Here is a 14,112-nt window from a genome sequence, read left to right on the forward strand (position 1 = left end):
GCTACGACACCTGATTTGGAGAATGGATCGGAATGGACCGCGGAAGATTTACTGAGCCGTTGAAGCTGCGCGGAGTCAAAATTGCCAACCGGGTCTGGATGTCTCCAATGTGCCAGTACTCTGCCGGCCAGGACGGCGTGCCCACCAACTGGCACCGGGTGCACTATGGTTCCCGGGCAGTAGGCGGTGCGGGAATGATCATGGTGGAGTCCACCGCCATCGGCCCCCGGCACCGAACGACTCCTCACGACCTCGGCATCTGGAGCACGGAGCAAGTCGAGGGGCACAGGACGCTGGCCGCGCAGATCAAGGAACTCGGGTCCGTCGCCGCAATACAGCTGAACAGCGCGGGCCGGAAGAGTTCACACAGGCAGCCCTGGGTCCAGAGCGGCCAGAACAGCGCAGTCCCGGTCCAGGACGGGGGATGGGTGCCGCTGGCACCCTCTCCCAGGGCTTTCGGCAGACTCACGGCGCCCGAGGAAATGACAGCCTCGGACATTGACCACGTCGTTAACGCGTTCGCCGCCGCCACGGTGAACGCCCACGAAGCCGGCTACGACGTGGTGGAGATCCATGCCGCCCACGGGTACTTGCTCCATCAGTTCCTGTCCCCGGTTTCGAATGCCCGCCAGGACGGACACGGCGGATCGCTTGAGAACCGGATGCGACTCCCGTTGCGGGTCGCCAAAGCCGTGCGTGATGCGTTCCCGCCGGAGAAGCCCGTGCTTGTTCGTATGACCGCTACGGACTGGATTGAAGGCGGTATCACCCTCGACGAGGCAAAGGTGTTTGCGCAGCGACTGGGCCGGCTGGGAATCGATCTACTTGACGTGACATCCGGGGCCTTGGCTGCGGACGCCCCGCCGCCGAACAGGCAGGGCCTGAACTTGGATTCCGCGGAGTCAATCAAGCAAGTTGCCGGAATCGCCGTGGCCCCAGTGGGGCAAATGGCGGACCCCGACCTCCTGCGGAACGTCTTCGAGTCATCCACCGTCGATGCCGTGATCGTCGGAAGGGCCCTGCTGCGCGATCCCTACTATGCGCTTCGGCTGGCGGGCGGCCAGCGGAAGGAACACTGGCCAAGTCAGTACCACCGAGCGCTGTAGCGCCGGCATGCAACGCAGATGGCCAACACGTCGTCGAGCAACGCAAGAAGGACAACCTCGCCGCCTGGGACATCGCCATTCGTCACTCCACATCAACCTCGTTTGGCTGATGTTGTAACGCCGATAACCAGAGTTCCGTCCGGTGGGCTGGGGCTTGGGAGTTAGGGCGGATGGTCGAGTAGCCGTTTTTGTCCCAGTCATGCGGGTGTATGTCCAAAAGCTCATGAGATGGGTGTCGGAGGTGTAGCCACATGAAGGCCTTCACGGTTGGATGGTTCTGCTGTTCATCGGGGGCTCCGTCCCTCGCGGGAGGCACCACCCAGAGAGTGGGACGGCGCGAACGCGTCCGTCGTCCCACATTTGCCAGCGCCAACACAAACCGCGTTCCCCTCGGCGGAGGAGCGCGGCCGGCGTTGCGAGCTGCCCAGAACGGCATATTTTGGGGTGTGCACATTGTGCACACCCGGGGCTTCGGATCGGGTCGTACTGGTGGCGGACTGGGCCGGATTGCGGAGGTTTTCAGGGGAGCGGCGGAAATTCAAGGGCTGGAGTCCGGTTCGAGTCCCACCTCGGGCACAGCATGACCCCTCGTCAGAGGGGTTTTTGCTTTAATGTGTGGACATTGTCCTTTGGCGGGTCCCTCTGACGCTGTCCGCGGTTTGTGCCTGGCGCCGCGGTGGCCTATTTGGTTATTTTGGTGTCGGGATCAGGGTCCTGGCTTGTGGGCCTTCCGCCTGCTGGGATCTAGGGCTGTGTGTCGTACCTTCTTGCTGTTTATGGTAGCCAGTTGTTGGCCGTCACTCATTCATGGCCAGTAGTTGTGGTGACGACATGACGAAGGCGATTTTTCTTCGAGGATCTCCCGCGGATGGCTGCTTATGCGAGCCAGGCAGAGTGCGCTCATCGCGGGTTTGTCCGGCCAAAGGGGGTGTGCACATTGTGCACACTTTCGTGCACGGGCGGCTTTTCGACCCCCATTTTGGTCCCTCCCTCCTGGTTCTGCCGGTACCACTTCATGCAGGTCTCTGTAGCAGGCGACATGACTTTGCGGCCCGGATCGTAGGGTTCAGCGGGAATGTCTCCGGGGGTTATCGATGGCTGGCGTAGGATCCGTCGACAGAGTTCAGGTGTGTGGGATCCGGACTTTCTTCCGGGGGCGGTCCTGGTTTGTTGATCCGTGAGACTTGTCCGTTGTTGGACGCGCGTCCATTGTTTTTCCTCCCGTGCATAGGGTCCGGGCGGTTCCCGCTAAGAAAGGCGCCCAGCGCAGACTTGCGGTAGGCGGCTGCCGCGCCTCTCAGAGACGGGCCCGTCACCGACGGTCATCCCGTTGAACACGGCGACGAGCACGCTGGCGACACGCGCCGGAACGCGGCCCGGGAGCCCATTTGCGTGGCTGCGTCTCGCAAGCCGCGGGTTGATGGACGACTCAGGTGACACGCAAGTTGCTAGGAACACTGGGCGCCGGGACCGTCTTATGTCCGTGTCTTTGAAGTGGCTGCTGGCGCTACTGCTTATGAAGAGGGTTGCAAAACAGTTCCAGCGACGACGGCAGTGGGCGAGTCTCTCTGCGTTCCCCGATATGGCCGAGAACAATCGTGCGGCAGAGGTCATCCATGCGTTCTTGCTACTCGTATTTCGTGGTGGCTTCCAAGGTCACCCGGGCTGTCGGCTGTCCGGCGTTGGGGAAGGCCCGGTTGGCTGGTCGCTTCGTCCCAAGCTGTCCGCTTCTTTCAGTCTTCGCCCGCCGCGAACGGATTCATCATGGTCGCTAGCGTGGCTGTGCCGGGTTGTTTCCCTCGGGAAATTGTAGAGGCGTGGTACTGGGCGATGAACCATGTCTGGCCGTCCCTGTGGAGCACGAGGGATAGCTGCACCGGCACCGTACTTCCGTCCGGATAGATAAAGTGGACGGCGGCGAATCCGCAGACGAGATGCTGGGCCAGTTGGCGGGCTTGGACTATTTGGAAGGTTGCCGTGATGCCGGGGGGTAGAGCATCGTAGTAGCCGAAAATTTCTTCGCGTCCGGTGAGCAGAGTTGGGCTGAGCCCTTGGAAAAGCGCATCGCGTGAGAAGAGCCCGACCATGTCTTGGGGCCGATGCCGGTCAAAAGCCAGCTGCCAGGCCGCTAGGGATTCTGCCAGGACGCGCGCATGAGGCGTGGCTGCCGGGTTACTGATTTTTCACCTTTCGAGGTCTTGGTCCACGTCTGGAAACTGAACTTTGTTTTCACGCTGACGGTGAGGGACGTGCTGTGTTTATCGGGAGACGGGTTCTGTGGAGTCTAGAAGGTCCAGCTCCGTACGTCGGGGCATGCCTTCCCAGTCTCCGGGCACCAGACAAGCGAAGGCCCCAGTCCGGACGGCGGTCAGCAGGCGCTGGGGAACGTCCCGGTCGTTGAGTAGCTCGGCGATGTATCCGGCGACGAAAGCGTCTCCCGCCCCTACTGTGTCCACGGCCCGGATGGGGACTGCATGCTGAGCGTGCAGTTTGTCGTCCACGATTGCGACGCAACCGTCGGCGCCGAGTTTAATGACCGCTTGAGATGCTCCCATTTCGTTAATTCGCCGAGCGAGTTCCCATGGGTCTTGTGTTTCGCCTACTGCCATGGCCGCCTCAGCGTCCCCAGCAAACACAACGTCTGCCCTGGGTATTATTCGGCGGTATAGTTCGCCTGCTTCTTCGGGGGACCAAAGCGCCGCCCGGTAGTTCAAATCAAAGGAGACCAGGGTGCCGGCCGCGTGGGCGCAGTCGAGGGCGTAGCTGACCGCGTCCGCTGCGCTTGCTGATAACGCCGGGGTGATGCCGGTTATGTGTAGCAGTTTGGCTTGGGCGATCTGCTCGGCTGGGACGTCCTCGCGGCACAGCCTGGATCCTGCGCTGCCTCTGCGGTAGTACCAAACCTTTACCGCCTCAGCTGTTCTACGTTCTTTAATCATGAGCCCGGTGGGAGCTGAATGATCACGGGAGGCGAATGTGTTGATGGCTTCCGCTGCGAGTTCACGCAGCACCATTTCTCCCAGGCTGTCGGCTCCGACCCTGCCTGCCCATGTCACGGAAGTGCCTAGCCTGCGCAGCGCTATCGCAAAGTTACTCTCGGCACCCCCCATACCGAGGCTTAGTGAAGCGACATGGGCAAGGGGCCCCGGCGTCTCGGCCTTCATCAGCGCCATGGTTTCGCCCATGGTCACGACGTCGGTGATAGTGCAGGGGGTGACAGCAGGGCTATCAGCCTCAGAATCCACAGTGATCACCGGTTTCTGCCTTTACGGTCCTCGGTCGCCGCAGCTACCAGTTCGGTCACGAGTCGTGCCCTTTCTGTGAGTTGGGCAAGGCTTCCGCCGTTGAAGGCGTCACCCACCAGTGGGCCGCCAAGGCTGACGGCGAGGGCGCCGGCCGAAATCCACCGAGGTGCGTCCTCGATGGTGACTCCGCCACTGGGTATGAGCTGCATCTGGGGGAACGGCCCGTGGAGGTGACCGATGTAGTCCGGCCCCACAACGGAAGCGGGGAAGACCTTGACGGCTGCCGCGCCCGCGCTCCATCCCGCGTGCAGTTCGGTCGGGGTCAGTCCGCCGGGGACTATAGGAATTCCACGCGCCACAGCCGTATGGATGATGTCAAGGTTCGTTGAAGGCGTCACCAGGAACTGGGCCCCGCCGTCGAGGGCGCGTACAGCCTGTCCTGTGGTGGTGACAGTGCCGATGCCTATTTCTGCAGTGTCTCCGAATGCTTCCCTAATCTCTGCCAGATGATCGAACACGCCCCCGGTTGTAAGCGTGAGCTCGATAAACCGCACGCCACCGGCGACCAGGCTCTCGATCACGGGCAGATATTCGCTCGCGTGATCGGTGCGCAGCACTGCTATCACCTGACCGGTGAGCTGAAGCGTCGGCTGTGGGGGAGAAGATGCGACCATTTCGCGTTATCCGTTCGTCCATGATGAGTCGGTTCCGCGGTAGAATCCCGCAGGATTAGGGTGTTTATCCTGCCACCACCCGCTATAGAGCGGCGTTTAGAGCCCTAGTTAGGTTTGGCTGGCCACCGGTTGTGCCAGGTTTTTGGCGATGTCCCTTTCGACGTCACGAATGTGGGCCACTGCGGCATCTCGCGCCTCACGCACACGCCCGGCGACTATGGCGTCGACAATTCTGCCGTGTCCTGCGTGGGAGTCTTCGCGACGGCCTGGCAGGGAGATCACCCGATGCGAATATTTGAGCAGCATCGGCTCCAGGCTGCCGTAGATGGTTGCCAGCAACTCGTTCTTCGCAGCCTTCGCAATTGTTTGGTGGAGCTTTATGTCCAGCTGCACAAATTCCTCGTCGGAGAGCTCCGGATCCGAGCATGTTTCCATGATGCTCTGCAGTGCGGCGGCAGTGGCGGGTGTGATTCTTTGCGCCGCCCAACCGGCCGCATCACGTTCCATCATGCGCCGCACTTCGAACAGTTCGGGCACAGTGAAATCTTCGAACACGAGCAAGTCTGAATGGCCGTGGGCAGCGACGGTATTGCTGACCACGAAGACGCCGACGCCGTGACTGCTGTTCACCAGGCCGCTTGCCTCAATGCCCCGGATTGCTTCGCGCATCGAACTGCGGCTTACTCCGAATTCGTCCGCGAGGACGCGCTCGGCAGGAAGCTTCTCACCCACAGCGTAGGCACCGTTGGTGATCAGTTGCGTCAGCTGGGCAGCGACGGAGTCGGAAACTCTCAGCCGCGCCACACGCTCGATCCTGCTTGTAGATTCGGTCATGATCCCTCTTTCGCCAACCGGAAATGCTCGGTACATCATATGATACTGGTCCGGTGGCCTGAACACCGGCCCATTCGGCGACAAAAGACCCCTCAGTCGGCGACAGCCGTTCGTCCCCCGCCGCCTGGCCACATGTGGGAGGTGGTTCACGTACTTGAATTCCTACGCGAGGCGAGCGTCGGATCAGTATGTTTTCTTCGGGGCCATGATGCCGTTGATGTAAGAGGCGTAGGCATCGACGTTGTCCTTGGTCACCAGGTGCGTCGTGATGTTGGAGATCTTGGGGACATAGTTTTTCAGGACTACGGACTGGAAGGCGGTGTCGATCATCCTGATTGCGTTATCGACGGAATTCACGTCCACTGAGGCCGTCAGCTTGCCGTTCCGGATAGCGTCCATGCCCGAAAGCAGGCCGTCGGCACCCACGATCACGATGCCCTGGGACCCGTCCCACTGTTTCAGTCCAGCAGCATCGACAGCCTGTGAGGCGCCGAGGGCCATGTCTTCGTTTTCTCCGTAGATCGCATTGATGTCAGGGTGCCGGGTGAGGAGGTCTTGGGCGGCAGTGAGGCCCTTGTCGCGCAAATAGCCGCCGTCGGCCGTTCCCACAACCTCGATGCCCGGGTTTTCGGACAGGGCCTGGTTGAAGCCGATCAGCCGTGCTTTGGTCCAGTCGGAGCCGGCGGGGCCCATGATCTGAACGATTTTGCCCTTGCCCTTAAGGGTATCCGCGATATATTTTCCGGCCACGTAGCCGGACTGTGTGCGGTTGTCGTAGCCAATATTGGAAACGGTGTTGATCTGGTCTACCGGATAAAGTTCGACGGGCTGGTTGAACTGGAAGATCTTGGTGCCGGCGTTCATTGCGTTCTTGTAGACGCCCTGCATGGTGGCGAAGTTGGCGCCCGTGCATATGAAGATGACGTCGAACTTCCGGCTGGTCCAGGTCTGGACTGTGCTGATTTGTTGTTCAACGGCGTTGAAGTTGCCGGTGGGGGAGGACTTTTCCCACTTCCATTTGACCCCGTAGAGGTCCTCCAGTTGTGCCATCCGGGTGAAGGCAGCGTTTTCCATCTGTGTGTAGTACTCGGACAGGACCGGAGGCGTGAAGCCAACCTGGACCGTGCGCCCGTTGACGAGTTCTTTCATGGCCTCGGTGAATTCGGCGCTGCCTTCGGCGCCGTCACCTCCACCGCCTCCCGCGCCGCCGGTGGACCCGCCGGGAGGAGTTGTGCAGGCGGTGAGAAGACCGAGTGTCCCCATCAGGGCACCTGCCCCGAGAATGTTGCGGCGGGTGGATCCTGACGTCACGTTCTCCGTTGGGGTCGAGGTTGTATCCATTGTATTTCTCCTTTGAAAGTAACGCGGGGTGCGGTGCGGATGTTTGTCGGGGACGGTCGGGCGCGCTACCAGCGGGTAGCCGGGTCCCAGGCTTCGTGTAAGTGGGTCAGCTCAAGGCCTGTTTGGGCAATACCGTAGGGGCCGGTTCTTGCTCTTGCTGCGGGGACTGTTCGATTTCCGCACTGTTCTGTCGCTGCTTGAAGTAGGCGGTAATACGATCAAGAAGTACGGCAAGCAGCAGGATGATTCCAGTGACGACCTGCTGCCATTCGGACGGGACGCCGGCAATGTTCATTGCGTTTGCCATCAGGGTGATGGTCAGGGCGCCGAGAACGGCGCCCACCATCCGGCCGCGACCGCCGGTCAGGGCTGCACCCCCGATGATTGCGGCTGTAATGGCCAGGATTTCATAGCCCGTGCCCAGAGTCGGGGCGACATTGGTGGCACGCCCGGCAAGGATTACGCCAGCGAGTCCGGCACAGCCACCGCTCACGACATAGGCGAATGCCTTCACCTTCGAGACTGAAATACCCGAGAGCCGGGCCGCGTCTGGGCTGCCCCCGACAGCGTAAAGGTAGCGTCCGATGACGGATTTGCGCAGCATAAGGGAGACGAGGATGCATAAGATGATGGCAACGATGATCGGGACACTAATGATGCCGCCGAGCTTGACCTGGCCTCCGACGATCCTGTATTCGGGGGTCATGTAGCGGGTGAAGGGCGTGCCCTTGGTCCAGAGGAACAGCACGCCCCGCGCTACACCGAGCATGGCGAGCGTGGCAACGAAATCTGGCAGCCCCAGCTTAGTGATCATTAGTGAATTCAGGATGCCGCAGACAAGCCCGCAACCAATGCCTGCTATCAAGGCCAGTGGAAAGATAAGCCCCTGGTTGATCAGGAAAGCTGCGACGCCGGCCGAGAGGCCCATGACCGAACCAACGGACAGATCGATTCCGCGCACGATGAGCACGATCGTCATGCCGAGGGCGAGAAGCAGCACGAAGACCGCCTGGTTTGCTATGTTTTCCCAGTTTCCGAAACTGAGAAAAGACGGTGCCACGAAGGTCATCGTGATGATGAACAGGATGAGCAGGGCCACCAGGCCGGATCCCGGCTTGGCGAGGAGCGTTTCGATCCGGTTGCCGAGGGCAGGTGCGTTCAGGGAAGAAGACATATCGGGCCTCACTGAGCATTCTGGGTTGCGGCCGCTACCGGGGACACCGGGCGGAGCGTGGACTGCAGCCATTTTTGGGCGCCGCGGTCGAAGGCCACCGCGGCAACGATGGCCGCGCCGGTCACGATCGAGAACCAGAGCGGGTCGACCCCGATCAGTTGCAGGCCGCGGCTGAGGATGGATAGGAACAAGGCCCCGAGGGCAGCGCGCCAGATGCTTCCGCGGCCACCGGCGAGGGCGACTCCGCCCACTACGCACCCGGCAATCGCTGTCAGCTCGTAGCCGCCCCCGAGTCCGGGCTGGACGGAGTTGAGGTGGGATGCCAGGAGCACTCCGCCGATGCCGGCAACGATTCCGGAGATGATGAAGACCGAGAACTTGGTCCGGCGCACGCTGACCGCGGCCAAGTACGCCGCGTTCGGGTTGATGCCCACGGCGTAGACCGTGCGTCCGAAAGGTGTTTTGATTAGCGCGACCTCCAGAATGAGCAGGATGACTGCTGTGATGAGCACCCCTGTCGGGATCCCGGCGATCTTTCCTCCTGCGAGAGCGAGGAAGGAACTGTCCGCAGTTCCGGTCAGCTGCGTGTGGGCTGTGAAGACCTGTAGCACCCCGGCCCCGATGCTCAGGCTCGCCAGCGTGACGATAAAATCGCTGACGCCCAACCCCGCCACGAATGCCCCGTTCACGAGTCCGATGATCAGCCCGGTAGCAATACCGGCCAATACAGCAAGGGCGGTGGACGCCCCGTTCATGGAGGCGAAGAGGGTTACTGCTGCGCTCAGGCCGATGTTGGAGCCTATGGACAGGTCAATTCCGCCGCTGATCAGCACGAAGGTCAGGCCTGCCGCCAGCAGCACTGCGGAAACGGACTCGACGAAGGTGTTGTAAATATTGTCGGCGCTAAGGAAATACGGAGATGCAACGGCAAAGTAAAAGCACATGATCAGGAAGACGATCGAAACGGCGACGCCGTCAATGGCCAGTACTCGTGAAGAACGCTGGAAGATGCTCATACTGCTACCGCTCCTCGGGTTGCCAGAGAAATGATACGTTCGCCGAGTTCACTGGTTTCGGACGCTGTTTCGTCACGGCCGGTGCTCTCGAGTTCGCCCACGATGGTTCCTTCGCGCATCACGGCGATACGGTCGGATACCCGGATCAGTTCGGGCAGTTCGGAGCTGATCACGATTGCCGCACCTCCCTGGTCAACAAATTCGTAGATCAACCGGTAAACTTCGGCTTTGGCGCCGACGTCGATGCCCTGGGTGGGCTCATCAAAAATAATCAGATCGGGTTCGGTGAAAAGGCAGCGTGCGATGATGACCTTCTGCTGGTTCCCGCCACTGAGATTTCGGATCTTTTCCTGCACGGAACCCGTCTTCACGCCCAAGTCACTGACGTACCTTTTCGCGGTAGCCGTCTCTTGGCGGCCGCGAAGGAACAGGCCTGCAGCGGCCGTCCTTTTCAGATCCGAGATCGTGATGTTCCGCTTGATCGAGAAGTCTCCGAGAATAGCGTGGGTTTTGCGCTCTTCGGGCACGTAGGCGATGCCCCTCTGGCGGGCGTCGCGGGGGGACCGGATGACCGCTGGCTGGGAATGGACGAAGATGCTTCCTGAGTCCGGGCGGTCGGCGCCCAGGACAACCATGGCAGTTTCCGTCCGTCCTGCCCCGGCGATTCCGGCCAGCCCGAGGATCTCTCCCCGGTGGACAGAGAGGCTGATGCCATGAAGAAGCGGGTGACGGCTGACTGATTCCAGCCGCAGGACCTCGTCCCGTGCCCCGGTGAAGCCGTGCACCCGTCCGTCCTCGACGATCTCTTCGCGTGCGGCCAGGTTGGAGCGCCCGACCATGAGTCGGACGAGCGATTCGGCCGTCTGTCCAGCTGGGTCTACGGTTGCCACCAGCTGGCCATCACGGAGGACTGTGATGGTATCGGCCAGTCCGAACAGCTCATCGAGACGGTGTGTGACCCAGAGCAGGGAGATCCCTTTCTGGCGTAGCTGGCGCATGTAGCTGAACAATGTGAGGCGTTCGTGGTCGGCCAAGCCCGATGTCGGTTCATCGAGGATCAGGACCTCTGTCCGGAAGGCCAATGCTTTGATGATCTGCACGACGTGCTGCTTCAGGGCTCCCAGGGCTTCGACCGGGACTCTAATGTCGTGGTCGGTGAGGCCGAACTCATGCGCGAGTTCAAGGACCCGGGTGCGCATTTCTTTTTCGTCGAGAACGCCGGCTACCCGGTTCCTGCCGGAGATGAGTTCGCGGCCGAGGAAGATGTTCTCCACGGCGGTGAGATTCGGGGCAAGTGACTGCTCCTGGTGGACCGTTGAAATGCCTAGATCCTGGGCGTCTCTCGGGGTCCCGATGGTGACCTCGGAGTCGGCAACCCGGACTGTTCCGGCCGTTGGGGACACCGTCCCGGAAAGGATGTTAATTAGAGTCGACTTTCCCGCGCCGTTCTCGCCGAGAAGTCCATGGATTTCACCGGGGCGCAGATCGATGTCGACGTTGGCCAGGGCCACGACGCCTGGGTAGACCTTCCCAATCCCCCGTACGGACACGATGGGCTGATCGCCAGATCCGACTGGGGCGCTTTGAGAGTTTTCGTTGTTGTTCATTCCAACCTCATCGTCGAAATAGTTTCCCTGTGGCAACTTTGTGCCCCGGTAACCCGGTGGTCTGATGACTTGGCGCGGATCTCGTGCGTGCCCGCAATGCGGGCCGGGGAGGCCGGCGGTCGATATTTGGATAGCAGTAAGGCGTAGCTGCCTGGGCTCCCGTCCCGCCGGGGACCGGCGGGACGGGCCAGTGAATCAAAGAGCCTTAGGCGGCGTCGATGAGTTCGAGGAATTCTTTGCTCGTGCGAACGTCGCCGTGATTGGCTTGGATGTTCCTCAGCGCCTCCCAGTGCTGGCCAAAGCCCAGCGGATCGTCCTGTCCCGAGGGGATGGCTGCGCAGGTGTCGGCCAGAGTGATGATCTTGAAGTCCTGGTTGGCTCCGTCGATGGCGGTGGCAATCTGGCAGTTGCCCGTCGAGAGGCCGGCAACAACGAGAGTGTCAGCGCCCGCGCGGCGCATGTACTCGGTTAGCGGCGTGCCGTAAAACGATGAGAAACGGTGCTTGCGGATCACCGGCTCGTCATCGAGCGGCTTGAGCTCATCCACAAGCTCGTCACCGCCGTTGCCCCAGGAACCCGGGAAGGTCCCGAGCTGGCCTTCCAGACCCCATTTGACGTCGGCGAAGCCGGCGTCCTTACCGTCCCCGCGGAGACCCCACAGTGACCAGACGACAGGGATGCCTTTCGCGCGACAGGCTTCAAGCACGTTCTTGACCGGCTCGATGGTGTCCTTGCCCTCCGGGGCGCCTCCGACACTGGGAATGTACATGGCGCCGCCGGGCTCCGCACATGCCTTCTGCATGTCGAGTACGAGCAGCATCGTCTTCTTGGGATCGATGGTTGGAGCAAGGTAGTGCGAACGGTCGATGATCTTGTCGATGTTTTCGTAGGTGTAGTCCAGTGAAGACATTTGTTCTCCTTGTTGCAGGGCGGCAGCATTGCCGGCACCCATCGGTTTTCCGCGAGGTCGCGGTCTTCAAGCCTCACCGGACCCCTCCTCCTGCGAGAGAGAGCTGGATGGCAGGTGATCCGGTGGTCTGAACACTATGAGATGAGAAAACCGCTGTCAAGACCCTCTGTGATTTCCGCCGCTGCGTTGAGCCGCGGGCGATGGCCCCTGCCGGAGGACGGGATATGGCGGGGACATTTTCGTCCGGTGGCGGAGGGTGGGGATTGACGGGAGTAGTTTTCCAAGGGACACTTCTGGTCAGACCACCCGATCATCGAACCAACAACGGGTTGATCGGTGCGGCCCGCGGAATACGCGGACCCTAACGCCGGAGGTAAGTAGAAGCCAATGAAAAAATTCATGAATGAACCATCAGCCGCGGTGGACGATTACGTGGTGGGGCTAGTAGGCGCGCACCGGGAAATTCTGGAGTGGGACGCCGGAAGCCGTGTACTTCAACGGCGGGAAGTTCCTCTCCGCCCCAAAGTCGGGCTCGTGGGTGGCGGGGGGTCGGGCTGCGAGCCGACACATTCCGGTTTCGTCGGCTATGGGATGCTCGATGCCGCCGCGCCGGGGCAGATCTTCACGTCACCGGTCCCGAATCAGATCGTGGCAGCTACCCGCCGCGCCGAATCGGGAAAGGGCGTTCTGCACATCATCAAGAACTTTACCGGCGAGGTGATGAATTTCGGGATGGCCCAGGAAATCCTCTACTTCGAAGACATCGAAGTAGCCCAGGTTGTCGTCAACGATGACGTGTCGATCCCGGACGACGGAGAGACGGCCGGCAGAAGGGGCCTCGGGGCCACGGTTCTTGTCGAAAAAATCGCCGGAGCTGCCGCGGAGGAAGGCCGGGAGCTGTCCGACGTGCTGGCGCTTGCGCAGAAAGTGGTTTCCCGATCGGGAACGTTTGCGGTTGGGCTGTCTTCCTGCACCCCCCCTGCGCGCGGAAAGCCGGTCTACCAACTTGCCGACAACGAGATGGATCTCGGCATCGGCATCAGTGGTGAACCCGGCCGGGAACGGGTCCCGCTGGAAAGCGCGCAGGAAATTGCCCGGCTCATGGTCGACGAGGTTTTGTCCGATCTCTCGCCGCACGAAGGCGCCGAACTGCTCATGCTGGTCAACGGAATGGGAGCCACGCCGCACCACGAGCTTTATCTTCTGGCCGGAGAGCTGGCAGCGGCAGCCGAGGCCCGCGGTACGCGCGTTATCCGTCAACTGGTTGGTAATTTCGTGACTTCCCTCGATCAGGCGGGAGCCGCAGTAACCTTCCTTGAACTCGACCAGGAGCTGACCCGCCTATGGGATGCTCCGGTCCAAACAGCCGTACTGCGATGGGGCCGATGAAAATGATGACGGACATGAACCTGACAAAAACCGATCTGGAGCGCTGGATCCTGGATTTTGCGGACCGGATCATCGAGCAGCACCTCGTCCTGAGCGATCTGGACGCCGCCAGCGGCGACGCAGATCATGGTTCGAACATGGAGCGCGGAATGTCAGCGCTGCTCAAGTCCGTGCCGGATTGGGACCAGGCGGCGACTCCGGGGGAGTTCCTCAAGGAAGTAGGCCTGCACATTGTCTCCTCTGTCGGAGGATCCAGCGGCGCGCTCTACGGAACGATCTTCCTGCGGATGGCCAGAGCTGTAGGAGACGCACCGACGATCAACCCAGTGCTTCTGTCTGACGCCTTCGAAGCGGCCGCACGGGGCGTCGCTGAGCGGGGAAAGGTTAAACAAGGGGACAAAACCATGTTCGACGCTCTGGCGCCGTCCGTTCAAGCGCTGAAAGCCAAGTTGACAGAGAAGAAGTCCCTATCGGAGGCCCTGGCGTCGGCCGCAACAGCGGCTGAAGCGGGCCGCGATGCTACCTTCGACATGGTCGCCCGTAAAGGCAAATCCAGCTACGCCCGCGAGAACTCCCGGGGGTTCATCGATCCGGGGGCCACGTCCGTTGCCATGCTGATCAGGTCCGCGGCCAGGACCCTCAGATAAGACCGCGTCCTGCGTCCAATCAACCTCCCATTGGCCCTCCCCGTCGACAACCCAGCGGCCACGCAATCGTGGCTGCATTCCCCGCGCTGCCCGGCGCGGAATCGCCCATCTTCGGGCGCGAGAACCCTTGACACCCATCCGCAAATACGGAAGAGTTCAGACCACCTGA

Annotated in this window: 12 protein-coding genes; 3 read left to right on the forward strand and 9 right to left on the reverse strand. The window is 61.3% G+C overall.

The window, feature by feature from the left end; all coding sequences use genetic code 11:
* The first annotated feature begins 32 nt into the window (after nt 1-32).
* Complete coding sequence (locus ACSQ12_RS09320) at nt 33-1,106, forward strand: NADH:flavin oxidoreductase/NADH oxidase (protein WP_436065162.1); 1,074 nt, start codon at nt 33-35, stop codon at nt 1,104-1,106.
* A 1,733-nt stretch (nt 1,107-2,839) separates the two neighbouring features.
* Here the strand turns inward: ACSQ12_RS09320 and ACSQ12_RS09325 are convergent.
* From ACSQ12_RS09325 to ACSQ12_RS09365, 9 genes are all read right to left on the reverse strand, one after another.
* Entirely contained in the window at nt 2,840-3,286 is a 447-nt protein-coding gene (locus ACSQ12_RS09325; RefSeq protein ID WP_436066966.1) for a YybH family protein, read from the reverse strand.
* Between the two features lie 78 nt (nt 3,287-3,364).
* Nucleotides 3,365-4,360, reverse strand: a complete 996-nt coding sequence (locus ACSQ12_RS09330; RefSeq protein ID WP_436065163.1) for a sugar kinase — start codon at nt 4,358-4,360, stop codon at nt 3,365-3,367.
* Nucleotides 4,357-5,025 (reverse strand): bifunctional 4-hydroxy-2-oxoglutarate aldolase/2-dehydro-3-deoxy-phosphogluconate aldolase, encoded by a 669-nt coding sequence (locus tag ACSQ12_RS09335; RefSeq protein ID WP_436065164.1) that lies wholly within the window; start codon nt 5,023-5,025, stop codon nt 4,357-4,359. The genes ACSQ12_RS09330 and ACSQ12_RS09335 overlap by 4 nt, the downstream gene beginning before the upstream one ends.
* A 108-nt stretch (nt 5,026-5,133) precedes the next feature.
* On the reverse strand, nt 5,134-5,859 hold the full coding sequence (locus ACSQ12_RS09340; RefSeq protein ID WP_436065165.1) for a FadR/GntR family transcriptional regulator: 726 nt from the start codon (nt 5,857-5,859) through the stop codon (nt 5,134-5,136).
* 183 nt (nt 5,860-6,042) lie between these two features.
* Nucleotides 6,043-7,200: a sugar ABC transporter substrate-binding protein gene (locus ACSQ12_RS09345; RefSeq protein ID WP_436065166.1), complete on the reverse strand. Its 1,158-nt coding sequence runs from the start codon at nt 7,198-7,200 to the stop codon at nt 6,043-6,045.
* A gap of 106 nt (nt 7,201-7,306) precedes the next feature.
* Nucleotides 7,307-8,374, reverse strand: coding sequence for an ABC transporter permease (locus ACSQ12_RS09350; RefSeq protein ID WP_436065167.1), 1,068 nt, complete (start codon nt 8,372-8,374; stop codon nt 7,307-7,309).
* Nucleotides 8,375-8,382: 8 nt separating this feature from the next.
* Complete coding sequence (locus ACSQ12_RS09355; RefSeq protein ID WP_436065168.1) at nt 8,383-9,390, reverse strand: ABC transporter permease; 1,008 nt, start codon at nt 9,388-9,390, stop codon at nt 8,383-8,385.
* On the reverse strand, nt 9,387-10,997 hold the full coding sequence (locus ACSQ12_RS09360; protein WP_436065169.1) for a sugar ABC transporter ATP-binding protein: 1,611 nt from the start codon (nt 10,995-10,997) through the stop codon (nt 9,387-9,389). Before ACSQ12_RS09360 ends, ACSQ12_RS09355 begins: the two co-directional genes overlap by 4 nt.
* A 205-nt stretch (nt 10,998-11,202) precedes the next feature.
* Nucleotides 11,203-11,907 (reverse strand): cysteine hydrolase family protein, encoded by a 705-nt coding sequence (locus ACSQ12_RS09365; RefSeq protein WP_436065170.1) that lies wholly within the window; start codon nt 11,905-11,907, stop codon nt 11,203-11,205.
* A gap of 387 nt (nt 11,908-12,294) precedes the next feature.
* On the opposite strand from ACSQ12_RS09365, the gene ACSQ12_RS09370 reads away from it, so the two are divergent.
* Both ACSQ12_RS09370 and dhaL read left to right on the forward strand, forming a co-directional pair.
* Entirely contained in the window at nt 12,295-13,296 is a 1,002-nt protein-coding gene (locus tag ACSQ12_RS09370) for a dihydroxyacetone kinase subunit DhaK (RefSeq protein ID WP_436065171.1), read from the forward strand.
* Between the two features lie 14 nt (nt 13,297-13,310).
* Nucleotides 13,311-13,943: a dihydroxyacetone kinase subunit DhaL gene (dhaL, locus tag ACSQ12_RS09375; protein ID WP_436065172.1), complete on the forward strand. Its 633-nt coding sequence runs from the start codon at nt 13,311-13,313 to the stop codon at nt 13,941-13,943.
* Nucleotides 13,944-14,112: the final 169 nt, after the last annotated feature.

The organism is Arthrobacter sp. LjRoot14 (assembly GCF_964253905.1).
Lineage (GTDB): Bacteria > Actinomycetota > Actinomycetes > Actinomycetales > Micrococcaceae > Arthrobacter.